Annotated in this window: 25 protein-coding genes; 9 read left to right on the forward strand and 16 right to left on the reverse strand. The window is 68.4% G+C overall.

The features are described 5' to 3' along the window. Nucleotides 1–51: 51 nt before the first annotated feature. Both FB475_RS04770 and FB475_RS04775 read right to left on the reverse strand, forming a co-directional pair. A complete protein-coding gene (locus FB475_RS04770; protein WP_185759074.1) occupies nucleotides 52–924 on the reverse strand; it encodes a CPBP family intramembrane glutamic endopeptidase in 873 nt (290 codons plus the stop codon). Between the two features lie 62 nt (nucleotides 925–986). Further along, nucleotides 987–1,505, reverse strand: coding sequence for a CcdC protein domain-containing protein (locus tag FB475_RS04775; RefSeq protein ID WP_141852894.1), 519 nt, complete (start codon nucleotides 1,503–1,505; stop codon nucleotides 987–989). A 50-nt stretch (nucleotides 1,506–1,555) separates the two neighbouring features. Between FB475_RS04775 and FB475_RS04780 the strand changes: the two genes are divergently transcribed. Next, nucleotides 1,556–2,230 (forward strand): TetR/AcrR family transcriptional regulator, encoded by a 675-nt coding sequence (locus tag FB475_RS04780; RefSeq protein WP_141852896.1) that lies wholly within the window; start codon nucleotides 1,556–1,558, stop codon nucleotides 2,228–2,230. A 15-nt stretch (nucleotides 2,231–2,245) separates the two neighbouring features. Here the strand turns inward: FB475_RS04780 and FB475_RS04785 are convergent, their stop codons facing one another. Together FB475_RS04785 and FB475_RS04790 are read right to left on the reverse strand one after the other, a co-directional pair. After that, a complete protein-coding gene (locus FB475_RS04785; protein ID WP_141852898.1) occupies nucleotides 2,246–3,148 on the reverse strand; it encodes an aminoglycoside phosphotransferase family protein in 903 nt (300 codons plus the stop codon). Between the two features lie 91 nt (nucleotides 3,149–3,239). Beyond that, on the reverse strand, nucleotides 3,240–3,884 hold the full coding sequence (locus FB475_RS04790) for a TetR/AcrR family transcriptional regulator (RefSeq protein WP_141852901.1): 645 nt from the start codon (nucleotides 3,882–3,884) through the stop codon (nucleotides 3,240–3,242). A 143-nt stretch (nucleotides 3,885–4,027) separates the two neighbouring features. Between FB475_RS04790 and FB475_RS04795 the strand changes: the two genes are divergently transcribed. Continuing rightward, the gene (locus FB475_RS04795; RefSeq protein ID WP_141852903.1) at nucleotides 4,028–4,807 is read left to right on the forward strand and encodes a glucose 1-dehydrogenase; all 780 of its coding nucleotides are present in this window, start codon (nucleotides 4,028–4,030) and stop codon (nucleotides 4,805–4,807) included. 56 nt (nucleotides 4,808–4,863) lie between these two features. Further along, on the forward strand, nucleotides 4,864–5,274 hold the full coding sequence (locus tag FB475_RS04800; RefSeq protein WP_238331961.1) for a nitroreductase/quinone reductase family protein: 411 nt from the start codon (nucleotides 4,864–4,866) through the stop codon (nucleotides 5,272–5,274). Nucleotides 5,275–5,963: 689 nt separating this feature from the next. On the opposite strand, the gene FB475_RS04805 is transcribed toward FB475_RS04800, so the two are convergent. Further along, nucleotides 5,964–8,789, reverse strand: coding sequence for a DEAD/DEAH box helicase (locus FB475_RS04805; protein WP_141852907.1), 2,826 nt, complete (start codon nucleotides 8,787–8,789; stop codon nucleotides 5,964–5,966). 9 nt (nucleotides 8,790–8,798) lie between these two features. Further along, a complete protein-coding gene (locus FB475_RS04810) occupies nucleotides 8,799–9,689 on the reverse strand; it encodes an alpha/beta hydrolase (protein WP_141852909.1) in 891 nt (296 codons plus the stop codon). Between the two features lie 66 nt (nucleotides 9,690–9,755). Between FB475_RS04810 and FB475_RS04815 the strand changes: the two genes are divergently transcribed. Continuing rightward, on the forward strand, nucleotides 9,756–10,226 hold the full coding sequence (locus FB475_RS04815; protein ID WP_141852911.1) for a MarR family winged helix-turn-helix transcriptional regulator: 471 nt from the start codon (nucleotides 9,756–9,758) through the stop codon (nucleotides 10,224–10,226). A 138-nt stretch (nucleotides 10,227–10,364) separates the two neighbouring features. On the opposite strand, the gene FB475_RS04820 is transcribed toward FB475_RS04815, so the two are convergent. The 5 genes from FB475_RS04820 to FB475_RS04840 all read right to left on the reverse strand — a co-directional run bounded on the left by FB475_RS04820 (nucleotide 10,365) and on the right by FB475_RS04840 (nucleotide 13,639). Further along, entirely contained in the window at nucleotides 10,365–11,207 is an 843-nt protein-coding gene (locus tag FB475_RS04820; protein ID WP_141852912.1) for a chitosanase, read from the reverse strand. Nucleotides 11,208–11,302: 95 nt separating this feature from the next. Then, the gene (locus tag FB475_RS04825) at nucleotides 11,303–12,175 is read right to left on the reverse strand and encodes a diacylglycerol/lipid kinase family protein (RefSeq protein WP_141852914.1); all 873 of its coding nucleotides are present in this window, start codon (nucleotides 12,173–12,175) and stop codon (nucleotides 11,303–11,305) included. A gap of 50 nt (nucleotides 12,176–12,225) precedes the next feature. Beyond that, nucleotides 12,226–12,981 carry a twin-arginine translocase subunit TatC gene (tatC, locus tag FB475_RS04830; protein WP_141852915.1) on the reverse strand — a complete coding sequence of 252 codons (756 nt, stop codon included), beginning with the start codon at nucleotides 12,979–12,981 and terminating at the stop codon, nucleotides 12,226–12,228. Between the two features lie 85 nt (nucleotides 12,982–13,066). Next, nucleotides 13,067–13,387: a twin-arginine translocase TatA/TatE family subunit gene (locus FB475_RS04835; protein WP_141852917.1), complete on the reverse strand. Its 321-nt coding sequence runs from the start codon at nucleotides 13,385–13,387 to the stop codon at nucleotides 13,067–13,069. A 72-nt stretch (nucleotides 13,388–13,459) separates the two neighbouring features. Continuing rightward, nucleotides 13,460–13,639 (reverse strand): hypothetical protein, encoded by a 180-nt coding sequence (locus tag FB475_RS04840; protein ID WP_141852919.1) that lies wholly within the window; start codon nucleotides 13,637–13,639, stop codon nucleotides 13,460–13,462. Between the two features lie 130 nt (nucleotides 13,640–13,769). On the opposite strand from FB475_RS04840, the gene FB475_RS04845 reads away from it, so the two are divergent. Continuing rightward, entirely contained in the window at nucleotides 13,770–14,960 is a 1,191-nt protein-coding gene (locus FB475_RS04845; RefSeq protein WP_141852921.1) for a winged helix DNA-binding domain-containing protein, read from the forward strand. Between the two features lie 3 nt (nucleotides 14,961–14,963). Here the strand turns inward: FB475_RS04845 and FB475_RS04850 are convergent, their stop codons facing one another. Together FB475_RS04850 and FB475_RS04855 are read right to left on the reverse strand one after the other, a co-directional pair. Then, nucleotides 14,964–15,935 carry a helix-turn-helix transcriptional regulator gene (locus FB475_RS04850; protein WP_141852923.1) on the reverse strand — a complete coding sequence of 324 codons (972 nt, stop codon included), beginning with the start codon at nucleotides 15,933–15,935 and terminating at the stop codon, nucleotides 14,964–14,966. Further along, nucleotides 15,932–16,885 (reverse strand): helix-turn-helix transcriptional regulator, encoded by a 954-nt coding sequence (locus FB475_RS04855; protein WP_141852925.1) that lies wholly within the window; start codon nucleotides 16,883–16,885, stop codon nucleotides 15,932–15,934. Before FB475_RS04855 ends, FB475_RS04850 begins: the two co-directional genes overlap by 4 nt. A gap of 87 nt (nucleotides 16,886–16,972) precedes the next feature. Between FB475_RS04855 and FB475_RS04860 the strand changes: the two genes are divergently transcribed. Together FB475_RS04860 and FB475_RS04865 are read left to right on the forward strand one after the other, a co-directional pair. Beyond that, nucleotides 16,973–18,055 carry a DUF3866 family protein gene (locus tag FB475_RS04860; RefSeq protein WP_141852926.1) on the forward strand — a complete coding sequence of 361 codons (1,083 nt, stop codon included), beginning with the start codon at nucleotides 16,973–16,975 and terminating at the stop codon, nucleotides 18,053–18,055. Between the two features lie 76 nt (nucleotides 18,056–18,131). Beyond that, on the forward strand, nucleotides 18,132–18,611 hold the full coding sequence (locus FB475_RS04865; RefSeq protein WP_141852928.1) for a hypothetical protein: 480 nt from the start codon (nucleotides 18,132–18,134) through the stop codon (nucleotides 18,609–18,611). Between the two features lie 51 nt (nucleotides 18,612–18,662). On the opposite strand, the gene FB475_RS04870 is transcribed toward FB475_RS04865, so the two are convergent. Then, nucleotides 18,663–19,634 (reverse strand): FKBP-type peptidyl-prolyl cis-trans isomerase, encoded by a 972-nt coding sequence (locus FB475_RS04870; protein ID WP_141852930.1) that lies wholly within the window; start codon nucleotides 19,632–19,634, stop codon nucleotides 18,663–18,665. Between the two features lie 158 nt (nucleotides 19,635–19,792). Then, nucleotides 19,793–21,154 (reverse strand): Pup--protein ligase, encoded by a 1,362-nt coding sequence (gene pafA, locus FB475_RS04875; RefSeq protein ID WP_141852932.1) that lies wholly within the window; start codon nucleotides 21,152–21,154, stop codon nucleotides 19,793–19,795. Between the two features lie 132 nt (nucleotides 21,155–21,286). Here pafA and FB475_RS04880 point away from each other — a divergent pair, with 132 nt between their 5' ends. Together FB475_RS04880 and FB475_RS04885 are read left to right on the forward strand one after the other, a co-directional pair. Next, nucleotides 21,287–22,210, forward strand: a complete 924-nt coding sequence (locus FB475_RS04880; RefSeq protein WP_141852934.1) for a hypothetical protein — start codon at nucleotides 21,287–21,289, stop codon at nucleotides 22,208–22,210. A 27-nt stretch (nucleotides 22,211–22,237) separates the two neighbouring features. Further along, nucleotides 22,238–23,131, forward strand: coding sequence for a hypothetical protein (locus FB475_RS04885; protein ID WP_141852935.1), 894 nt, complete (start codon nucleotides 22,238–22,240; stop codon nucleotides 23,129–23,131). Nucleotides 23,132–23,134: 3 nt separating this feature from the next. Here the strand turns inward: FB475_RS04885 and FB475_RS04890 are convergent, their stop codons facing one another. Beyond that, a complete protein-coding gene (locus FB475_RS04890) occupies nucleotides 23,135–24,187 on the reverse strand; it encodes a Gfo/Idh/MocA family protein (protein ID WP_141852937.1) in 1,053 nt (350 codons plus the stop codon). Between the last annotated feature and the right edge of the window lie 135 nt (nucleotides 24,188–24,322).

Raw genomic sequence — 24,322 nt, forward strand, 5'->3', positions numbered from 1 at the left:
GGGGGCAAACGTCGCAGAGTCTTTCATCCAAGAGGTCTACTCGAGTGATGCCTAGGAGGTGTAGGAGAGGAACGCCAAGTAGATCGGTATGTCCGCGCCCGCATGGAAGAGGGACGAGGGAATGATGCTCCCGGAGCTGCGTGTGAGGTAGCCGCCGATCAGTCCGAGCGGGAAGGCGAACAGGACGGCCAGGACCAACGCAGAGGCCGCGTAGGTGACGCCGATGTGCCATGACGCGAAGATGCCTGCCTGGATGAAAGTCGCCAGGTAGGGCCCGAAAGCGACGTTGAGCCTGGACATCAGTAGCCCACGGAACATCAGCTCCTCGAGGAAGCCGTTGGCAAGCACCGCGACCAGGAGCGCTGGTGTCAGGCCGAGATAGCGGCCGAGGCCGACGGCGCCATGCACAGGCAGGAAGCGCGAGCGGGACAGAGCCCTGAACGTCAGTACGTAAAAGGCGACCAACCCGACGATCGCGATCACATACGCCCGTCCGAATCGTCCTCTGCGAACGGAGATCGACGCCGGCGAGCTCCTCGAGATCAAGAGCACCGCCACGACGGCGAGAACCGTGAGTACCAACTCGTCGAGCGCGACGACCACTGTACCCCGAGCCGTCGAGGCCAATGGGTTGCCGGTGATCGGAGGGCTGTGCAGGACATCGGCGGTGAGGAATCCGGGCACGTAACGGTCGGCCAGTACGAAAAGGGCGAGGCCGAAGAATGCCAGGGGGATCTCCCAGTACCGGCGCATGGCTGCGCTGCGCCTTGTCGCCAACGCGAGCGCAAGGTAGACAGCTGGTACGGCGAAACTCCCGGCCAGCCGAGCGGCGCCCTCGGGAACGTATCCGACGGCGACCGGCAGGAACCCGGCAGCAAGGCACGCGACGGCGAAGGCCGCCTGCCAGCCCGGGCCCCGGCCCACCTCATCTCTGGGTGATGCAGATACCTGCGCTTCCGGCACCCTGTCGTGCTGAGCTCGGGAGCTCATCGCCTGACATCCCCTGGCCGGGCCGTCGACCACAGTCCGCCGACGTCGACCCGGTTGGCCCGGACCCAGATCATCGCGTTCTGCGCGCCGAATGTCGCCCCCAGGACCAGCAGCAGCTCGCCGATGACGAAGCCCCGAGGACGGTGGGCCGTGAAACCGAGGAAGGCGAACGGCAGGCGGACCACGATGAGCACCGCCCAGGTCACCAGCGTCATCGCAGTCCCCTTGGCCAGCACCCGGCCGGCTTCGGCCCAGACCCGGAAGGTCGTTCCCCGCCACACGCCGACAGCCAGACCGATGACCAGCCCGACGCCGAGGACGGACATACCCGCGCCCGGGACGAGGGGTTGGCGGACCAACTGTTCGAGGCCGAGCAAGCCCAGAACCGCCGGCAGCACCACCAGCCTGAGACCCCTGACAGGCTGCGCGCTCATCTGCCGGTAGAGGACGAAGGCGATCACGCCCGCATAGATGACGACGTTGGCCACAAGGCCGACAAGCTGGTCCCCGGACATCTGCACTCCGTTCGGAGCGTAAGTCTTACCGTAACTAGTACGGTACCTCCATGGAGCACCCTGTCAAGGCCGGGCGGAAACGTCGGCCACGCGGCTCGCTGACCCGGCAACAGGTAGTCGACACTGCGCTCGAACTGGCCGACGCCGAGGGCCTCGAAGCCCTCACCATGCCGACGCTGGCCCGCCGTCTCGACTGCGGGGTGATGACCATCTACGGCTATGTGGACAGCAAGGAGGACCTGCTCGATGCCATTGCCCAACGAGGCCTGCGCGATCTCCGGCTTCCCCGTCCGCTCCCAGCCGGCACCGCGCCGATCCTTGTCGCCTGGGGGCGGGCCCTGCGGCTGAACCTGATCGACCACCCGAGCCTGCCGATGATCTTCCTGTCCCGGGCAGTGATCGGCCCCGGCATCCTGCACGGCCTCGAAGCCGTACTCGGTCGGCTGGCCGAGGCCGGGATGCCGCCCGCCCGCGGCGTCCACGCGATCTACGCCATCCTGACCTACGCCACCGGCTTCGTCGCCTGGGAGATGCCGCGGACCCGCCGCCAATCACGCGCGGCGTACGCAGCGAGCTGGCGGCGTGAAGTGGCCGGCCTCCCACCCGGGCACCTGCCGTTGGTCGCCGGCATCCTCGACGAGCTTCCGGAAGTCGCCGGCGAGTCCCAGTTCGAGCTGGGACTGACCGCCCTGGCCACCGGCCTGACACTCAACCCCGGCAACTGACCCGATCCACAACGCCTACGACATCGCCAAACCGGCGACGGCCTCCGCCGTGCGGAGGGTGTCTCTGCCGAGCGGCTGGAAGTTGATCTGGGTGCAGAGCAGGCCGGTCGACACCCGCTCGATCACGCCCCATTCCCAGGTGGCCACGGGGTCGAGACCCGTTCGCGCGGCCAACCGACGGGCCCGCTCGAGCGGATCACCAGCGAGCAGCTCGACCGGGTCCCCACGCATCAGGACTCCCAGGTCGTACTCCGCTTCCGCGAGCAGACCGTCCGGATCGACCAACTTGAAGCCGTCGTCGCTCTGCAACGCGTTCAGCTGGTGTACGTCGCCGTGGACCAGTACGGCCTTCTCGTCGCGATGCGCAAGCTCGCGCCGGCGCGCTGAGACGAGAGCGTGCTCGACCACCTTCTCTGAACAGGGATGATCGAGTTCCTCCCACAACCTCGTGATGAACTCGGCGAGCCACCGCGCCTTCTCGGCTCCGGTAGGCAACCCAGAATCCGCCGCCGGCCGCCAGATCAGCGCCGCAGTATCGCAAAGAATCTCGAGCCGACGTCCCAGCGGCAGCCCCAACTCAAACATCGGCCGCCCCAACCGCTCCATGAGCAGCGCCCCCTGCTCGGCGTCATACCGATAGAGCTCCGGGCACCCGTCTCCCTCAACAATCCGAAGCACCGCCGCCTCGTTCCCGGCGTCCTTCCCCCCACCTGGAATCACCACCTTCAGAACCGCCGGCGTCCCATCCGCCCGGATCGCATCAGCGACAAACGCCTCCGACCCACCCGCGTACGCCCGCCCGACCGTGATCCCCCACGCAGCCTCAAGCCCCGCCACAACGGCCGGCAACCCCTCAAGCCACCCCTCGGCACCAGCAGCCCAAGCCTTACTCCGCACAGCCTCCGGCACCTCGATCACCCCCGCAGTCTCACACCAAACTCCCGCCACAGCAGGTGATTTAGCCGGAGCCAGCCGGTAGATCGCCCTAGGTGTCTGTTGCTGGCGGGACTCACTTCTTGGCGTACGCCCCTGGCGCAGTCGCGGCGTACCGGGCGGCGATCGTGCGGACCGCCTCGTCAACTACCTGAGCGACGCGCTCGGCGCTCACCTCCCAGCCCGGCACCAGGAGTGTCGGCCAGAAAACGTAGTTGGAGATCATGCCGAGGAACTGGGTCGCTGCGAGGTCCACGTCCTCGACTCGCACCGTTCCCGCCTCGTGCTCAGCCAGGAGGTAGCTGCGCACCGACTCGAAGTAGGGCAGCTTCCCGTGCGAGAACTGCGCATGGGCCAACTCGGGGAACCGCGGCAGTTCGGCGATGACGATCCGGAACAGGTCGGTCATCTGGGGCCGGCTCAACAGCTCGGCGTAGCGGCGACCGATGGCGCCGAGCCCGGCAACGAGGTTGCCTGCGGGCGGCGGAGCCTCTTCGTCGGCGGTCGACCAGGACTCGGTGACGATGGCGTCGAACAGGGCGGCCTTGCTCGGAAATTGCTTGAACAAGGTGGCGCGCGAGACACCCGAGCGCTCTGCGATCCGCGCCAGCGACGTCCGGTCGTAGCCCAACTCGAGGAAGAGCGCGGTCGCGGCTGTCACGATCAGCGCGCGCTTTTCCTGGGCGACGCGTTGGTGGTACGTCGGTATGACACTGCTCATGGACCGAATATACGAGGTGAGTGGCTTGACTCACCACGGTCGCCGTCCTACTGTCGAGGCAGTGGTGAGTCACTCGACTCGCCATCAGCCGGCCGGTCATCGCCCGATGATCCCGGTCAGTCACCCACGTACCGAAGGATCCGATGAACCGCTTCGACAACCAGACCGTGCTCGTGACCGGTGGTACCGGCGGTCAGGGCTCGAGCCACGTACGCGCGTTTCACGCAGAGGGAGCGAACGTGGTGATCGGCGACATCGACGCGCAACGCGGCGCTGCTCTGGCCGACGAACTCGGGCCCCGTGCTCACTTCACCCGCCTCGACGTCACCGACGAGAACTCGTGGTCCGCCGCTGTGCTGGTCGCCGAGAGGGTCTTCGGCGCCCTCAACGTGCTCGTCAACAACGCGGGCGTACAGAATCCACCCGCGCCGATCGAAAAGACGGACCAGGCCACCTGGTCGCGCATCCTCGACATCAACCTCACCGGGACCTTCCTCGGCATCAAGGTCGCCGCTCCCGCTCTGCGCCGCGCGGCAGGGGGAGCCATCGTCAACATCGCATCGACCATGGGCCTGGGTGGCACGGCGCACTACGCGCCGTACGTCGCCAGCAAGTGGGCCGTGCGAGGTCTCACCCGAACGGCAGCACTTGAGCTCGGCCGCGACCACATCCGGGTGAACACCATCCATCCCGGCGTGATCTCGACCTCCTTCATCCACGAACCAGCAGCCGGCACCACCGCAGCAATCGGCGACTTCTACTCACCCGAGCCATTCGCCATCCCCCGGCTTGGGGAGCCGATCGACGTCACCCGGCTTCTCCTGTTCCTTACCTCGTCGGAGGCGTCGTTCATCACCGGGTCGGAGTACGTCATCGACGGTGGGCTCCTCCTCGGCCCCGTCCTACAGCCCGAGACCGCATGAGCGCTCAAGTCACGCCCGGGTCGAACGACTCCCAACGGGATACGTCTTTGTCCCACTTGCCCGACCACGTCCGACGAGCCATCGAGATCACCCCCGCCGCAGGCACCAGCGAACGGATCATCGACATCACGACGCTGGGACGACGCACCGGCCGGCCACGCCGGATCGAAATCTTCTTCTACCGCGCTGCAGGCGCCACCTACCTGTGTAGCGGCGCCGGCGGTGCCGCGACCGACTGGCATGCGAACCTTCTCGCCAATCCCAACTTCACCTTCCACCTCAAGAACGGGCTCCGCGCCGACCTGCCCGCACGGGCCACGCCTGTCACCGACCCGACTGAACGTCAGGCCGTGCTGGCGGAGATCGTCGCAGATCTCAATCAGCCCCACGATCCCGGCACCATCCGCCCCACCCGCCTCGAAGACTGGGCCGCCAGCCGGCTGATGCGCATCAGCTTCCGGCCGTGATCGCGGACCCAGCGCCCCACGAAAAGGCGACCTCACCAGCCGGCCGGCGGACGCGACCAGCGCTGAGCTTCCGACGGAATACCCGTCCCCCTCACGGACGCGCGGCATGCGGCGGTAGGACGCCGCCGGAGGCTGCCAGAAGAACAGGCGCCGCCAAGCGGTGACCTTTCCGGGCGGAACCCAAATCTCCGGTCGATGCGATGGGCTGAGCGACGGCAGTGCGCCGCCGAAGGCGGCCAACAAAACAGCCGCCGCGAAGCGGTGACCGTCCCACACAGCACCCGCCACTCAAGTGGATACACCGCACCCGGCAGCGGCAGCACGCCGCTACCGGCGGCCAGCAAACAGCTACCGCGGGGCGGTGACCTTTCCGGGCGGGACGCGTGCCTCAGGCGGATGCGGTGGGCCGGGCGGCGGCAGCACGCCGCCGGGGGCGGCAAGAAGACAGCTGCCGCAAAGCGGTGACCTTCCCGCAAAGCACCTGTATTTCGGGCGGATACGCCGCGTCCGGTGGCGGCAGCACGCCGCCGAAGGCGGCCAACAAGACAGCCGCCGCGAAGCGGTGACCTTCCACGCAGCACCCGTCTCTCGGGCGGATACGCCGCGGCCGATGGCGGTAGCACGCCGCCGGAGGCGGCCTAAAGGACAGCCAGCGCGAAAGCGCTGTCCTTTGGGCGGGTTCTTGTGGGTTAGTCGACGACGGTGGCGTAGGAGATTACGCCTCGGCGGATTTGGTCTACTACTGAGCGGGCGGTGGTGCGTAGGGGGGTGGGGCCGGCGGCGTCGGCTATTTGTTCGGTGAGGTCTATGAGTTGTTTGACCCAGCGGACGAAGTCACCCGCGGCCAGGTCGGACTCGTACAGGACCTCGGCCAACGAAGCGCCGGACGCCCAGCGGAACGCCGGCCAGCAGAAGTTGAGGTCCATCGAACGCAGGAAGTCGACGCGCATGTCGCGTTCCAGTGCGGACAGATCGCGCCAGATCGAGCCCATCCGTTCCAGTGCGACCCGTACGTCGCCCCGCGGCAACCGCGGCGACGTCGGCTCGTCCTTCGAGCGCGACTCGTAGACGAGCGCCGCCAAACAGGCCGCCAACTCCGGCACCGTCAGGTCGTCGAAAACTCCTTGCCGTAGGCACTCAGCCGCGACGAGGTCGAGTTCGGTGTAGATCCGCGCGAGCCGATCCCCCGCCTCGGTCGTCTTGTCGCCGTCCAAGTAGTGCAGCGCATCCAGCACCTGACACACCCGGTCGAACTGCCGCGCAATGGTGTTCGTCCGCTGCTCGATCTTCCGCTGCACTTCGCGGTTCTCGCGGTCGAGCCGGAAGTACCGTTCCGCCCAGCGAGCGTGGTCCTCGCGGTCCGAGCACCCATGGCACGGATGGGCACGCAGCGCCGCGCGCATCTCCTGCAACTCCGGATCGTCGGCGTGCGCAACGACGTCCCGATGGCGCGACGACGGCGGACCGTCCTCGCCGAGCAGGTCGGTGCGGTTGCGCAGTACCTGGGCGAGCTCGCGGCGCTGCTGCGGGTTGCGCGGGTTGAACTTGCGCGGGATCCGCAACGACCCGATCGCCTCCACGGGTGTCGGGAAGTCGACCATCGACAGCTTCCGCACCTGCCGGTCCAGCGTCAGCACGGTCGGCCGCGGCCCTTCCCGCTCCGATCGCATCCCCGGGTCCAGCACCAGCGCCCAGCCGGCGCTCCGCCCGGCCGGGATCCGGATGATGTCACCGACCCGAAGCTTCTCGATCGACTCCTGCGCCTCGACCCGCCGGTCGAGTTTGCGGCGCTTCGACCCGGACGCCTCGCGCTCCCCGATCCGCCGGCGCAGCGCGGCGTACTCCAGGAAGTCACCGAGGTGGCACTCGATCGACTCCTTGTACCCCTCGAGCGCCTCGGTGTTGCGCTGCACCTGCCGCGCCAGCCCGACGACGGCCTGGTCGGACTGGAACTGCGCGAACGACAGCTCGAGCATGTCCCTCGCCCGCGTCCGCCCGACCTGGCGGACCAGGTTGACGGCCATGTTGTACGACGGGGAGAACGACGACCGCAGCGGATACGTACGCGTCGACGCGAGCCCGGCCACGGCGCGCGGGTCGAACCCGGGCTGCCACAGCACGACCGCGTGCCCCTCGACGTCGATGCCGCGCCGCCCGGCCCGCCCGGTGAGCTGGGTGTACTCCCCCGGCGTGATGTCGACGTGCGCCTCGCCGTTCCACTTGGACAGCTTCTCGAGTACGACGGTACGCGCCGGCATGTTGATGCCCAGGGCAAGCGTCTCGGTGGCGAACACGACCTTGATCAGCCCGCGCGCGAACAGCTCCTCGACAACCTCCTTGAACGCGGCGAGCATGCCCGCGTGGTGCGCCGCGATGCCGCGGGACAGCGCCTCGGCGAAGTCGTGGTACCCGAGCACGCCGAGGTCCTCGTCCGGGAGGTCGGCCGTACGCTCGGCGACCACCCGCTTGATCTCGTCGCGCTCCGACGGTTTCGTCAGTCGCAGCCCGGACCGCAGGCACTGCACGACCGCGTCCTCGCAGCCCTTGCGGGAGAAGATGAAGAAGATCGCCGGCAGCAGCGCGCCCGCGTCGAGCTCCTCGACGACATCGGAGCGGTACGGCGTGAAGTGCGTCTTCGCCGGCCGGTTCTTCGGCAGGTCCCGCCGGCGCCGGGGTTTGCGCGAGTCGTCGCGGAAGATCCGGCTGTCGTCGCGGGCGATCCGGACGAGCTGCGGGTTGACCAGGTCCCGTACGTCGGCCTTCACCGCCGAAGCCTTCGCCGGGTTGCCGGACCGGCCCGACTGACCCGACACAGGAGCGCCGACCCGAGCGGTCGGCGCCTCACCGGCGAACAGGTCGTGCAGCCGCTTCCCGACCATCACGTGCTGGAACAGCGGCACCGGCCGCTTCTCCTCCAGGACGACGACGGTGTTGCCGCGGACGGTCTCCAGCCAGTCGCCGAACTCTTCCGCGTTACTCACGGTCGCCGACAGCGAGACCACCGAGACCGAGTCCGGCAGGTGGATCAGCACCTCTTCCCAGACCGCACCGCGGGCCCGGTCGGCCAGGTAGTGCACCTCGTCCATCACGACGTACGACAGGCCGAGCAGGGTGTTCGAACCGGCGTACAGCATGTTCCGCAGCACCTCAGTGGTCATCACCACGATCGGGGCCTCGGAGTTGATCGAGTTGTCGCCGGTGAGCAGCCCGACCTTGTCGGCGCCGTACCGGCTGACGAGGTCGCCGTACTTCTGGTTGCTCAGCGCCTTGATCGGGGTGGTGTAGAAGCACTTCTGCCCGCGCTCCAGCGCCAGGTGCACGGCGAACTCGCCGACCAGCGTCTTCCCGGAGCCGGTCGGCGCCGCGACCAGCACCTGATGCCCGTCCTCGAGGGCGGCGCACGCACGCAACTGGAACTCGTCCAGCTCGAAGTCGTAGAGCGCCCGGAACTCCTTCACAGCGGGATGCTCCTGGTCCGAGCGGAACACGGCGTATTTCTCGGACGGGGTGCTCATGGCTCCAATCTATGCGACAGCACCCCCAAAGCCACGCTGGGTCAGCCACTGCGCGGCTCGGGTCAGAGCGGCGTCCGCCTCGTCCATCACGCCGAGGTTGAACTGGTACACGTGCGGAGCACCCGCGACCACGTCCAGGCTCACGTCCACTTCCTGCTCCGCCGCTCGGGCTGCGAACCGCAACGAGTCGTCGAGCAGCACCTCGGCGGTGCCGACCTGGATCAGCAGTGGGGGCAGCCCGGTCAGGTCCGCGAGGAGCGGGCTGGCCAGCTCGTCCTTCGGGTCGTGACCGGCCAGGTAGGCGTCGACGTAGGCGACGAAGTGCTCCCGGCTGAACAGCGGATCCAGGTCGCCACGGTTGTCCATGCTCGCACCGGACAGCGTCATGTCGGTCCACGGCGAGAACACGACGGCCGCGGGCGGCAGCCGTAGACCCTCCCGGCGCGCGGCCAGCATGGTGGCCAGCGCCAGCCCTCCACCGGCGGAGTCACCGGCGATCAGGACGTCCCGTCCGTTGTCCTGCAGGGCCTTGTACGCCGCCAACGCGTCGTCGAGCGCGGCGGGGAACGGGTGTTCCGGCGCCAATCGGTATTCGAGGGACACGGCTCGTAATCCGGTCTGGCGCACGATCGGAGCGGCAATATTCGCGCCGATGCGTGCGGACCCGATCATGTATCCGCCGCCGTGCAGATAGAGGATCACCCCGTCACCGTTCGAACCCTCCACGCTGATATCGAGGGCAGGAACACCGCCGACGGTCGTCGGAGTCAGCGTGACGTCATCCCCCAGCGGGCGGTCGGCGAAGCCCGCGGCGAAGCTGGCCCGTTGCTCCTCCGGCGTCCGCCGAGGGTCGCCCTTGGTGATGAAGCTGCGCGCCAGCGCACGTTGTTCCCGGCTCATAGCTGCCTCCTGATAGATTCTGAGGAATATAGTTCTCTTCAACTACATTCCGAGGAATCTAATTCCGTGACTGATCTCACAGTATTGTTCACGGACCTGGTCCGGTTGGAAACGCGGTTGTACAACGCTCTCGACAGCCGGCTGAAGGCCGATCACGACCTGCCGCTCGGCCAGTTCGAGTTCCTCCGGTTCATCGACGCGCACGGGACGGCCCGGGTCTTCGATCTCGCCCAGGAGATGGCGATCACGGTCGGCGCCACCAGCAAGGCCGTCGACCGGCTCGAGGCGGCCGGGCGGATCCGCCGTGCGGCGAACCCTTCGGACCGCCGCTCCTCCCTCGTCGAACTCACCCCGGCCGGCGCCGAGGTCCTCGAAGCCGCGACCCCGACGGTCGAGGCCGAGCTGCAGCTGTGGCTCGGCTCGGTATTGCCGGCCCCGGCACTCGAGAAGCTCGCCACCAACCTGTCGATGCTCCGGCAACGCGCCGAGCTCGATCCGCGCACGGACCGCCACCACTCATCAACCACAGCCGGCTGACCGGGTCCGCGCTCAGCCCCGACCGCCGAACGGCGGCCGGCGCGAGTTGGTCAGTGGCTCAGATCCGCCCGGACATGACGCAGCCGGGCTCCCTTCCCTGGTGGTCCGATGGGAGCCCGGCTGCGGTCCGTGGTGGGACTAGTCGATGTGGTACGGGTCGCCGTACACCTTCCAGTCCAGCGGAGTGTTCAGATCGAGGTTGCCCTTCTTCAGCCAGACCCGCTGCGCGGTGTCGACCCGGCTGGTGTCGCTGTGCGCCTCCTCCTGCTTCATCGCCCAGACGCGGGCGTCCAGGAAGGCGTTCAGGTACGTCGTCTCGTTGCCGCCCTGCGACGGAGGCTTCGCGTGGCTCAGCGCGCGCTTGCGGATCCCGCCGAAGCTGGTCGGGTCGTCACCGTCGCCGTGCATGACGATCGCGTCGTAGTAGCAGAACTGCCCGAGCGTCCGCAGCCCGTCGGCCTTGCCCTGCTTGACGGCCGGGTTGAAGTAGACCCGGTCGCGCTCGTCGTTCTGGCACTGCTGGAACACCGAGTCCTTGGCCGCGGTCTTCCAGTCCCTGGTGTAGTTCGGGTCGAGGCCCTGATGCGAGTCGCTGCCGTTCACCTTCCGCAGCGCGGGCAGGTACTTCGCCAGCACGTTGCCTGACTTGCGGTCGGTGTACAGCTGGACCAGGTCGAGCATGTCGCCGGTGCCGGAGCAGAACCCGATGATGCCCGCGGTGTAGCCGCGGCCGTCGTCGATGTCCTCGATGTACTTGTACTGCGCCTTCCAGTCCAGCGACGAGTTCTCGGCGCTGCAGACGATCTCCATCGCGATCTCCTTCTTCGCGGGATCGTCCAGGCCGGTCGCCTTCACACCGACCGCGGCGTCGGCGGGCGACGCGAAGCGGGCGGCGGCGAGCCCGGCCGGCACCGCCGCGGCGGACAGGCCGAGCAGCAGTGCGGAGCGGCGCGTGAGGCGGCGGGTTGGGCGGTTCTCCATGAGGTCCTCCGAGGGGCGTCCGAGGAATGCAACTGTTAGGAAGCTTTCCTATCAGACAGAGGCCGGAGTTGAGAACACCTCGGACGTTAATGTTTTCAGTGGAAGACGGTCAGTGCGCCGGGGGCGACGCCGACGTCCACCGGCAGCGGCCCGAGCGGCTCGCCGTCCGCGTACGCCGTGATGCCCGGCGACTCGATCCGCACCGACCGGCCGCGCAGCGCCCGCACCGCCGGGTGGCCGACATGGGTGCCCTTCGACAGCTTCGGGAACAGCTGCAGCAGCGTCATCCGCGACACCGGCTCGATGATCGTGACGTCCAGCATCCCGTCGTCGATCTCGGCGCCGGCGCAGATCTGCAGTCCGCCGCCGTACGTCGGCCCGGTACCGACCGCGACGAGCATCGCGGCGGTCTCGATCACCTCGCCGTCGACGGTCACGACGTACTCCAGCGGAGTGAACGTACGCAGCTCCGCGAGGGTCGCGACCGTGTAGCGCGAACTGCCCTTCGGCCAGGACATCGCGTTGGCGCGCTTGTTCACGAGTGAGTCGAAGCCGCCCGCGACGACGGTGGTGATGAACTCGTCCTTGGCGACCGCAAGGTCGACCGCGCGGGTCCGCCCGGCGATCACCAGGTCGGCCGCTGCCTCCGGGTCCTTCAGCGGTACGCCGAGACCGCGGGCGAAGTCGTTCCCGGTACCGGCCGGGATGACCCCGAACGGCATCCCCGAGTTGGCCAGCACCTGAGCGCCGAGGTGGATCGTGCCGTCACCGCCGATCAGCGCGACCGCGTCCGCTCCGGAGGCGACCACCTCGGCGGCGATCCGCCCGACGTCCTCCGCGCAGGTGGTGGTGTGGACGTCGACCGTCAGCCCCGCGGCCGCCAGCCGCTCCCGTACTGCCGGGGCGATCCGCGCACCACGACCTCTACCGCTGGTGGGGTTCACCACCAGCGCGATCCGACGGTTCACCTAGACGCCCCTCGAACCCCCGCGCCGAAGGCGCGACAGTAGTGCTGACATCAGTCGGCCAGGAGTTCGTCGTTGCGGACTTTTCGGCGCTTGTCGTTGATCCGGGCGATCACCTCGGAGGCGAAGAACAGCACGCACATCGGGATCGCCAGCAGGCACATCGTGAACGGGTCGCCGGACGGCGTCGCGACCGCCGCGAACACGAAGATCACCAGGATGATGTACGGCCGGAACTTCGCCAGCGCGGACGCCGGCACCACACCGACCATGTTCAGCAGCACCACGACCAGCGGGATCAGGAACGCGATACCGAACACCAGCAACGTCCGGATCACGAAGTCGAGATACTTGCCGAGCTCGATCAGGTTCTGCACCTGGTCCGGGGTGAAGCCCAGCAGGATCTGGATGCCCTTCGGCAGGGTCCAATAGCCGAGCGCGATACCGGTCGCGAACAACGGTGCGGCGATCGCGGCGAACAGGTACGCCCACTTCTTCTCGTTGCGGTGCAGACCGGGCGCGATGAACGCCCACAGCTGGTACAGCCAGATCGGGCCGGCCACGATCAGGCCGAGCAGCGCGGACACCTTGATCCGGAACGTCAGCGGGTCACCGACGCCCTGGAAGGTGAGCTGCGGCTTCAGGCCGCGGTTCACCGCGAACGGCCGGACGGCCGTCTCGAACGGGTGCTTGAGGATCTCCAGCGCCTGGTAGTAGATGAACCAGGCCGCAACCGTGCACACCACGATCGCGAGCACGCTGATGAGCAACCGGTTCCGGAGCTCGACAATGTGCTCGCGCAGGGTCATCCGACCCTCTGGGTCCTTCGGGCGGCGGTCTTCTTTCGCCTTCCGTCGCCCGAACTTCACCATCGACACAGGTGCGGCGTTCTGTTCAGTTGGCCGTGTGCGTCGGCGGCAGGCCGTCGCCCGGCGCCTGGCCGTTCGCCTGGTTCGGCTGCGCCTGAGTCTGGGCCGGAGTCTGGGCCTGAGTCTGCTGGACCGGCTGCTGAACCTGGACCGGGGCCTGCGAGGCCTCGTCGGTCAGCTCCGCGTCCTTCTTCTTGGAGCCGACTTCGTCTTCCCAGATCTTCTTCGACTTGCCGAGCTGCTTCACCAGCTGCGGCAGCTTCGCCGATCCGAACAGCAGCACGACGATCGCGAGGATGACGAGCCACTCTGCGCCTTGGGGCATACCGAGGAGCGGTGCTGCCATGTCGATCTCCCTATCATCATCAAACTCTGCCAACATCAACTCGGGACTCGAGCCAGAGTTCGTGGCCGAATACTACGCCGGAGCCTGCGCGTCCTCACGGTTATGTCCAGATTGCGCGGCGTCCAGCTTGGACTGGGCGGCGACCAACTCACGCGTCAGTGCCTTGCCCTGGCGCCACAGCTTCAGCGCGAGCAGGGCGAGGACGACTGTCCACACCACCACGACCGCGACGAAGAGCAGGAACCAGTACATACCCAGGAGCCTAGCCGGTCCTGACCCGCGGGCCACGACCCGCGGTGCGTCTCCGCGGACAACGGTGCCGGAACGTGATGGTAAAACCGAGTGTCGCGCAGGGTGCGTTCGAAGGGGTTGAGGGGTGCGGATGAGGCGGATCGGGGCCGCGGAGCGGCAGGCACGGCTCGGGCGCCGGCACCGGCTGGGCGCGGGTTGCCAGGCGGCGGACCCGGTCGAGGCGGCTGCGTCGATGGTCGCTCTGCACGCGACCGATCCGGCCACGGTGCACCTGAGCGTTGCGGCGCGAGTACCAGGCAGTGAGGTCGCGAGCACGGAGCGTGCACTGTACGAGGACCGCACGCTGATCCGGATGCTGGGCATGCGCCGGACCGTGTTCGTCGTACCGACGCCGTTCGCTCCTGTCATCCAGGCAGCGTGTACCGATGACATCGCGGTGAAGCAGCGGAAGTTGCTGGTGAAGCACCTGGCCGAGGCGGGCGTGGCCGAGGACGCCGAGGCGTGTGGGCAATGGCTGGCTGCGGTAGAGGAGTCCACGGCGACCGCACTGGCATTGCGGGGATCGGCTACTGCACAGGAGCTGTCTGCGGACGAGCCGCGGTTGCGGACACGGCTCAACATGGCCACTGGGAAGTCGTACGCAGCACAGCCTTATGTGACGAGCAGGGTCTTGTTCCAGCTGTCCGCTGAGGGCCGGATCGTGCGTGGCCGTCCGCTGGGCACCTGGTTGAGCGGCCAGCACCAGTGGTCGCCGTCTGCGAACTGGCTGCCCGGTGGGCTCGGCAACAAGCCGCCGGCGGAGGAGGCGCGTACGGCGCTCGCACGGGCTTGGCTCGCTTCGTTCGGCCCGGGCACGGCGGCCGACCTGCAGTGGTACGCCGGTTGGACACTAGGGCAGACCCGTAAGGCACTCGCGGCTGTGCGGGCCGTTGAGGTGGAGCTGGACGGTCAGATCGGGTACGTGCTGCCTGATGACGAAGGCCCCGAGGACCCGGTCGATCCTTGGGTGGCGTTCCTGCCCGGGCTCGATCCGACGCCGATGGGATGGAAGGAGCGGGACTGGTTCCTCGGCCCGCACAAGTCGAAGCTGTTCGACAACACCGGCAACATCGGCCCGACCATCTGGTCCGACGGCCGGATCATCGGCGGCTGGGGACAGCCGGAGTCGGGTGAGGTGCGGTACGAGTTGCTCGAGGACGTCGGTGCCGACGTGACCGCGCTCGTCGAGGCCGAGGCCGACCGCTGGACCACCTGGCTGGCCGGCGTCCGCGTCACGCCGCGCTTCCGCTCCCCGCTCGAGAAGCAGCTCAGCCAGGGCTAGGGACTAGACGTCGTACGCCGAGAGGGCGTCGCGGGCGGTCGCGGCGATCTGGGTGCTGAGCTCGGGTGGGTCGAGAACCGTGGCGGCGCCGCCGAGGCGGAGGACCAGGCGCTGGAGCCAGTTGGTGTCGGCGACCCGGAGCTTCACGATCAGCGAGCCCTCGGGGCCTTCCTCGACGGACTCGTTCGGGTAGTACTCCGCGACCCAGCGCGCGGGCGGGGCGAGCCGGAGCGTGGCCAGCAGGTCCCGCTCGGACGGCTGGAACATCCCGTTCGACAGGTCGCGCGGGGTCGCCTCCGGCGGCGGTTCGCTCGGCAGGTCGAGCAGCTTCACGTCGGCGATCCGGTCGAGCCGGAACAGCCGGACGTCCTCGGCCAGCCGGCACCACGCCTCGAGGTACGTGCGCCCCTCGGACACCACCAGCCGCATCGGGTCCACGTCCCGCTCGGTCGTCTCGTCGCGCGACGGTACGTCGTACGTCAGGTGCAGGCGGCGCTTGGTCGCCAGCCCGCGGTTCACGATCTCGGCGATCTCGGGTGCGGCCGGCTCCACGTGGACGTGCGCGGCGGCGCCTTCGCTGGCCGCGGCCGCCTCGCCGGCGGCGCGCTCCAGCTTCGCGATCGCGCGGTCGACGGCGTCCCGGTCCGGTCCGGCCGTCACCTCGCGGAGCGTGCGGAGGGCGGTCAGCAGCGCGAGCGCCTCGTCCGCGGCCAGCCGCAGCGGCCGGGCCAGGTAGTCCGCGTTGTTGATGTGGATGACACCTTCGCCCTCGGCGGACTCGATGTCGATCTCGATCAGGTCGCCCATCTGCGCGCCGGGCAGCCCGCAGAACCACAGCACCTTCAGATCCGCGATGATCTGCTTCGGCCGGACGCCGAATTCCTTCGCGACGTCGTCCACCCGGGCGCCGTCGTTCTCCCGCAGGTACGGCACAAGTGCCAGCAAGCGCTGCACCTGATCACGCGCAGAACTCATCCCGCCACCGTCCGCAGCCGCCACAGCACGCCGTCGAGGACGTCGCCAGGTCCCTCGACGACCGCGTCCGGACCGTACGACGCGATCTCCTCGGCGAGCACGGACGAATCGGCGTACGGGACGTGCAGCAGGTCCCAACCGTCCTCGTACGGCTCGATGGCGTTCGCGCGGCGGCGCAGGCTCACGCAGGACCCGGTCCGGGCGCGGACCTTCGCCTCGGACGTCGGCCGCGGCGGCGCCAGCTCCGTCACCAGCGAGCGCAGGTCCGTCCCCTCCGGCACGGTGAACGCGCCGGGCTCTCCCACCGTCTTGACCGCGCCCGGGATCCGCGACAGCCGGAACATCCGGGTCGCCTGCCGGTCCCGGTCGCGCCCGACGACGTACCACCGGCCGTGCCAGGACACGATGCCCCACGGCTCCAGAGTGCGTGTGGTCGGCTCGGAGGCCCCGCTACGGAGGTGCTGGAACCGGACCACCTGACGGGCCACGACGGCCGCCCACAGCGGGTCGAAGGCCGGCTCGGACGCGCCCACGTGCGGCTCGATCGCGCTCAGCGCGGACTGGTCGGTCTGGATACCGGCCGCCTTCAGCTTCAGCACTGCGGAGGTGGTCGCCTCCGACAGCCCGGCGTGCTGCCACACGCGCGCGGCGACACCGAGGACAGCCGCCTCGTCGGGCTCGAGCTGCACTTCGGGGAGCTCGAAGACGTCGCGGCGGATCCGGTAGCCGACGTCGTCGGAGAAGAACTTGTCGATCGTGCCCATCTCGATCGGGATGCCGAGGTCGCGTAGCTCGTCCTTGTCCCGCTCGAACATCTTCTCGAAGGCGTCGTCGGTCTGGCCCGCGTACCCCTCGACGACCTCGCGGATCCGCTCCTTGGTCACATAGGTGCGCGCGACCAGGAGGCAGATGACCACATTGAGCAGCCGCTCACTCTTCCGCGCCGACACCCGACCACCTTACGGCCTCCGGCCGTCCAAAACCCGCCTTTCCGCACCGAAACTTCGAACACCGGTTCGACCCGCTAATCTCGGCCTGTGATTCGTTGGCGGGACGGTGTGGTGGCGCAGGTCGGGCGGAGCTGGGCCGGTGCGCTCGAACTGAGTGTGACGGTGGGAGAACAGTCCGTGCGCGCGCTGGCGTACCCGGACCTCGTCGGTACGCCTGTCGTGGGCGATCGGGTCCTGCTGAACGTCGGTGCGCTGGACCGGGGTCTCGGGACAGGTGGATACGCGCTGGTCGTCGCCGTACCGGACCGGCTGCCGGAGGACCCGCCCGAACACGGGCATCTGGTGAAGGCGCGCTACACGCCGCTGCAGGCCATGGTGCTGGGAGCGGACGAGCAGGACTCCCCCGACCACGACGTCCTACGGGACGCGGACGACCTCTTCGGTACTCCGGTGATCGTCGCAGACCTCCACTCAGCGCTGCCAGCCGTCCTAGCGGGTGTGTACGAGGCTCGGCCGACCACACGGGTCGTCTACGTGATGACCGATGGCGGGGCGCTCCCCCTGGCGTTCTCGCGGACAGTCGCGACGCTACGGGAGGCCGGCTGGCTCAGCGGTACGGTCACGGTCGGCCAGGCGTACGGCGGGGACCGTGAAGCGGTCACGGTCCACACCGGGTTGCTGACCGCAGTACAGGTGCTCGCGGCCGAGCTGGTCGTCATCACGCAAGGCCCGGGCAACCTGGGCACGGGGACGCGCTGGGGCTTCTCCGGGGTGCAGTCGGGTGAGGCGGTCAACGCCATCGGCACCCTGGGCGGCCGGGCGGTCGCGTCGCTGCGCATCTCCGAAGCAGACCCGCGTCCGCGTCACCGCGGGATCTCCCACCACAGCCTCACCGCGTACGGCCGCGTAGCGCTCCAGCCGGCCGACGTCGTCGTACCGGACCTGCCTGGCGACTTCGGCGACGCCGTACGCGATGCGGCCGAGCCCCTGAAGGCACGGCACCGCGTGGTCCGCGTAGGTGTCGTTGGTCTGCACGATGCGATGCTGGCCGCTCCCGTGAAGTTGTCGACGATGGGTCGCGGTCTCGACGAAGACCGCGCGTACTTCGAAGCCGCAGCCGCCGCAGGGCGCCACGCGGCCGGTCTGGTGGACGTGCCCGCACTCAGCTGAGCGGTGGGGGCAGGTCTACCTGGGCTGGGGTTGCAGCACTCCTGATCGGAGCGGCCCGCGCGGCGACAGTGGTGTAATGAACAGCACCAAGCACCGCAACCTCACGATTCACGACGTGGCCAGGCCCGCGCCGCCGTTGGCTGTCCGGGGCGCGACCACGCTGTGGCTCGCCGCGGTCGGTGCCGGTGTCGCCGAGTCGGTCCTCGGAGTTCTCGGCGCGATCGCCGACGGCACCCCGGTCCTCGGCCTGATGGTCCAGATCGCGTTCCGCGCGATCGTGTACGGCGGCCTGTTCGTCGTCATCGACCGGTACTTCCGGCCCGGTGTGCGGTGGTCCCGCTGGCTGCTCACCGGCCTGCTCGGCACCGTCGGCATCGCGTCGCTGGTGGCCGGCCCGATCGGCTGGCTGCTGCACAACGGCGACTTCGGCGCCATCCACTGGTCCGCATCGTTCGTCGCGTTCGCTGTGATCCGCTGCATCCACGTCTCCGCGGTGATCGGCGCGATCGCGCTGAGCTTCCAACCGGACGCGAACCGCTGGTTCCGCCGCCGGTGAAATGCCGAAGGACCGGCTCCCTGTCGTGGGAGCCGGTCCTTCGGGGCGCTTTTACTGGCCGGTCTGCTTCGGGGCCGGGAAGGCGTTCAGGATGTCGATCACCGCGAACGCGTTCACGGTCTTGCCGGCCTGGTCCTTGGAGGCCGGGAGCTCGACGAGGACGCGGCTGCCGATCGGGATACCGGCCAGTCCGTCCAGGGCGCCGGTCTGGCCGTTCGGGCCGGGGCCGACCTGGAGCTGGTCGGTCGGGGCGGCCGGCTGCGCGGCGCTCTGCGCGGTCGCGGGCTGCGCGTCCCAGGTGCTGGCCTGCTTCTTGCCCGTGTAGTCGTACACCACGTAGCGGCCGATCAGCTGGCTGGACTTCTCGATCGGCTTGCCCTTGCCGAGCGCGAACACGACCGGCTTGCCGGGTTTGGCCGGCGGCTTGGTACCGGCCGCGACGGTCACCTTCGGCTCGGCGTTCAGCGGGCCGGTGACCTTGATCTTGGTCGGCGTCGACGGGGTCACCGGGGTGGCGTCCAGCGGGGTGTCGTTGGCGGCCGCGGCGACCAGGTCGACGACGAAGATCAGCGTGTCGTCGCCCTTGATGCCGGCCTGCGAGTTGCCCTCGGACTTGTAGCCCTTGTCGGACGGGATCGAGAGCAGCACCCGGCTGCCGATCTTCTTGCCGACCAGGCCCTCGTCCCAGCCGGCGATGACGCCGCCGACCCCGATCGGGAACGACGACGGCGCGCCGCGGTCGTAGGAGTTGTCGAAGACCTTGCCGTCGCGCCAGATCTGACCGAGGTAGTTCGCGGTGAGCAGCTCGCCCTTCTTCACCACCGGGCCGTCGCCCTCCTTGAGGACCTCGGTCACCAGCTGCTTGTCCGGGTCACCCTCTCGGTGCGTGATGGTCGGCTTCTGCCCGAAGTCCGACGTCACCTTGACCCCGGCGGCATCGAACTCGCTCTTCTTGTCCGATCCGCACGCCACCAGGGACGACCCCAGCGCCGCAACCACGACCAGACTCAACAACTTGCGCACGAAACCAGCACCTCGAACCATCCCGGCGCCAGTGTGCGCCGCTTGCCTCCGGTCAACGACGCCGACCACCCTAGCTGCCCGCTTCAAAATGGGCTGCGGCCGCCCGCGTCACCTTTACGTCACAGCACTGGCGACCGAGCACTTTATTCAGCCCGCACCTACATGCTGGCGATGAGCTTTTCGACTCGTTCGTCGTGGGACTTGAACGGGTCCTTGCACAGGACCGTGCGCTGGGCCTGGTCGTTGAGCTTGAGGTGGACCCAGTCGACGGTGAAGTCGCGGCGGCGCTCCTGCGCCCGCTTGATGAACTCGCCGCGCAGCCGGGCCCGCGTGGTCTGCGGCGGCACCGACTTCGCCTCGAAGACCCGCAGGTCGTCGACGACCCGGGTGACCGCGCCCTTGCGCTCGAGCAGGTAGTACAACCCGCGCGGCCGGTGGATGTCGTGGTAGGCCAGGTCGAGCTGCGCGACCCGCGGGCTGGCCAGGCCGAGGTTGTTCTGCGACCGGTAGCGCTCGATCAGCCGGTACTTGATCACCCAGTCGATCTCGCGCTCGATCCCGGACAGGTCGCCGGACTCGATCGCCTTCAGCGTCCGCTCCCACAGCGACAGCGCGCGCTCCACCGCCGGGGTGCCGAGCTCGCGGCGGTCGACGAAGTCGCGCGCCTTGGTCAGGTACTCCATCTGGATGTCGAGTGCGCTCGCCTCGCGGCCGTTCGCCAGCCGGACCTCGCGGCGGCCGGTCATGTCGTGGCTGATCTCCCGGATCGCCCGGATCGGGTTGTCCAGGGTCAGGTCGCGCATCACGATGCCGGCCTCGATCATCCGCAGCACCAGGTCGGTGCTGGCCACCTTGAGCAGCATGGTGGTCTCGGACATGTTCGAGTCGCCGACGATCACGTGCAGCCGGCGGAACCGCTCGGCGTCGGCGTGCGGCTCGTCCCGGGTGTTGATGATCGGCCGGGACCGGGTGGTCGCGCTGGAGACCCCCTCCCAGATGTGTTCGGCGCGCTGGGACACCGAGTACACCGCGCCGCGGGGCGTCTGCAGCACCTTGCCGGCGCCGCAGATCAGCTGCCGGGTGACCAGGAACGGGATCAGCACGTCGGCGAGCTTGGCGAAGTCGCCGTGCCGGCTGACCAGGTAGTTCTCGTGGCAGCCGTAGCTGTTCCCGGCCGAGTCGGTGTTGTTCTTGAACAGGTAGACGTCGCCGAAGATGCCCTCGTCGTGCAGCCGCTTCTGCGCGTCCACCAGCAGGCCCTCGAGGATCCGCTCACCGGCCTTGTCGTGCGCGATCAGGTCGGTGACCGAGTCGCACTCACCGGTGGCGTACTCCGGGTGCGAGCCCACGTCCAGGTACAGCCGGGCGCCGTTGCGGAGGAAGACGTTGCTGCTCCGCCCCCAGGACACGACACGCCGGAAGAGGTACCGCGCGACCTCGTCCGGGGTCAGTCGCCGCTGCCCCCGGAACGTACAGGTGACGCCGTACTCGTTCTCGAGACCGAAGATTCGCCGGTTCACATCACCCACACTACGGCGCCGTTCCGACAACCGGGGGCTGTCCCAGGCGCGCCGTCGTCCGGCGTTACCCCTTTGATGCCCGCAACATTGTGTCGTCCGCCCGCATCGAGACCACTGACGAAAGGTGTTCAGATGATCAAGTACGGGCGAACGCTCGCCGCCGCGACCCTCGTGACCAGCGCTTTGGTGACCGCGCCGGCCGGCGCGGCACCTGCCACGAGTGCCACCACCACGGCGGCCTGCTCCCTGCGGCTCGGGTCGGTCACTCCAGGTGGTGACCACACCAGCCAGACCATCACCGCGACTCCGTCGGCAAATCCCCGGCAGGTCGGACCGAAAGACCTCTACCCGGACGGTCAGGCGCATCTACCGACCGCGATCCGGACCGAGCTCGTCGTACCGGCCGGTGAGGAGCGCACCGGACTGGTCGCGCTAGGTTCGCGGATGTACGGCACCAGTTACCTGACCGACGGTACGGGGACCGCGGTCGTACCGGGCTCGGTCACGCAGACGCTGATCGGCGGCGGCTGGGACGACCTCCACAAGTACGTCGAGCTCAGCCATGCCGCTCCCGGAGGCATCGAGCGGACCAACGTCTACTCGTTGATCAACCAGTTCACCGACGGCCTGATCGCGCGCTGGACGGTCACCCCGAGCGGCTGGAAGTACTACACGACGTTCGGCGGCTTCAAATCGGTCAAGACCATGGCGCTGATCGGGCAAGGCAGCACGTACGACACGTTCCTGGCCACGACCAATGGTGGCGCGCTCTACACGGTGAAGGTACCGACCGGCGCGGGGAAGCCGGTGGTGACAAAGATCCGCACGTCGACCTGGCAGGGCTTCGAGACGCTGATCGCGGAGAAGTGCGGCAACTACGGCACACTCCTGCTCGGCATCGACAAGGACACGGGCACGGGCTACCTGTACGCCGTAGGCCACGCGAACGGCACAGCCACCGTGATCAAGGGCCTCGGCAAGGTACCCACCACGTTCCCGGCCGCGGACTCGTACTTCCGTTTCTACAACACCGGCACCGTCCTCAACGGCGGCTGAGTCCTCCACCCTGCGAAAGGGGCCGAAATGGCCAGATTGGCGATTGCCTTGGGGGCGGCGATGGCGGCGGCGGTGCTGGTGCCAGGACCAGCGCGGGCCGGCACCGAGCAGGCGGCTGCTGCTTGTTCGATGACGCTTGGTGCGGTGACGGTGCAGGGCGATCACAAGTTCCGGACCATCACAGCGACGTCGCCGGTGCACGCGGGTACGCCGGTGGTTGGGCCGAAGGCACTGTTTCCGGTGGATCAGGTCGGGCTTGCTTCGTCGGTCGGGTGGGAGCCGGATCCGCCGTCGGGGATGGCGAAGAGCGGGTACGTGCGGATCGTCAACGACCTCTACCGGTTCCGGTACGTCACGGACGTGAGCACGGGGCAGCTCGACCCGGAGTCGTACGAGAAGACGAAGATCGGCGGCGGCTGGATCCACCAGACGTACTTCGAGCAGTCCAAGGGACACACCTACGCGTTGGAGGGGAACGTCATCACCCGCTGGACAGTGGACGGGTCCGTCTGGCGCAGCAAGGCGACGTACAGCGGATTCTCCGCAGTCAAGACGATGACCCTGATCAGTCAGACGCGCACGTACGACACCTTCCTCGCCAACACACGCGGAGGAGCGCTCTACACGATCCGCATCCCGTTCAGCGGCGCACCTGTGGTCAAGAAGGTACGTACGTCGACCTGGCAGACGTTCGAGACGCTCATCGCCGAGAAGTGCGGTACGCAGAGCACGCTGTTGCTTGCGATCGACAAGGACAGCCGCGACGCGTACCTGTACGCCGTGAGCCACGCCAACGGCACGGCCACGGTCATCAAGGGTCTGGGCAAGGTCGGCGACCAGCTGGTCGCGCCCGAGGACAAGACGTACTTCCGGTACTTCCCCGCTAGCTCCGAGTCCGACGTACGGCTGTACGGCGAGTAGCCGCTACCGCGCCGCGCCGCGGACCGCCGCCTGCTGCTGAGCCGTCAAGGCCAGCCGCATGGTTTCGAAGGTGTGCTCCTGCGGCGCGGCCGTGGTGGTCCGCTCGCGTACGTCGCGGAGCAGGTCGGCGTAGTACGTCGTCTCGATGCCCGAGCAGTCGATGTACTGCGTACCCTCCTGGTTCACCAGGAACAGGTGGTCGCCGCCGTCGCGGCCTGCGATGTCGACGTACTTGCGGAGCTCGATGTAGCCGTCCGTACCGAGGATCATCAACCGGCCGTCGCCCCACGTCCCCAGCCCGGCAGGCGTGTACCAGTCGACGCGGATGTAGCCCTGGGCGTTCTCGCTGCGCAGCAGGATCTCACCGAAGTCCTGCAGTCCCGGCTCGTCGGGGTTGCCGAAGTTCCCGACCGTACTGGTCACGATCTCGGCTGTCCGTGCCCCGGTGAACCACAGGAACTGGTCGATCTGGTGCGACGCGATGTCGGTCAGGATGCCGCCGTACCGCGCCTTGTCGTAGAACCAGTCCGGGCGGCCCGCGCCGCCGGACAGGTGCGCACGGTCGCCGATCCGGTGCGGGCCGAGCCCGAGCGTCTGGACGACGGTCCCGATCCGGCCCGCGCGGACCAGCTCACCGGCCTTGATCACGCTCGGCACCTCGAACCGCTCCGAGAACGTCACCGACCAGAACCGGCCCGAACTGTCGACGGCCTTCTTGATCTCCTCGAGCTGGTCGAGGCTCACGCAGCCCGGCTTGTCCGTGACCACGTCCTTCCCGGCGAGCATCGCCGCGACCGCGATCGGCCCGCGCCGGTCCGGTACGCCGGCGGTCACGATCAGGTCGATCCCGTCCCGCGCGACCAGCTCCTCAGGGCTGTCGGCGACCGGCACGTCCGGGTACTGCTCGCGCATCGAGACGGCGACGGCCGCGGACGGGTCGTCGGTCGCCATCGCGACGAACTCCGCGCCGGCGTCGATCAGCCCGGCGACCTGACCGAAGATGTGCGCGTGGTCGAGCCCGACCGCGGCGAACCGGACAGCGTGCGTGGAAGACAAGGTGTTCCTCCGAACCGTCGTGATGTCTGCGCAGCTCAGCCTATGCCACACCGGCAAGCGTTTCCCAACGGCGGGTGGTTGAGCGGGTGACTTGATTGCTCGGTGACACTGGAGTCACGAGGCGACCAAGGGGTA

The sequence above is a fragment of the Kribbella jejuensis genome, assembly GCF_006715085.1.
Taxonomy (GTDB): domain Bacteria; phylum Actinomycetota; class Actinomycetes; order Propionibacteriales; family Kribbellaceae; genus Kribbella; species Kribbella jejuensis.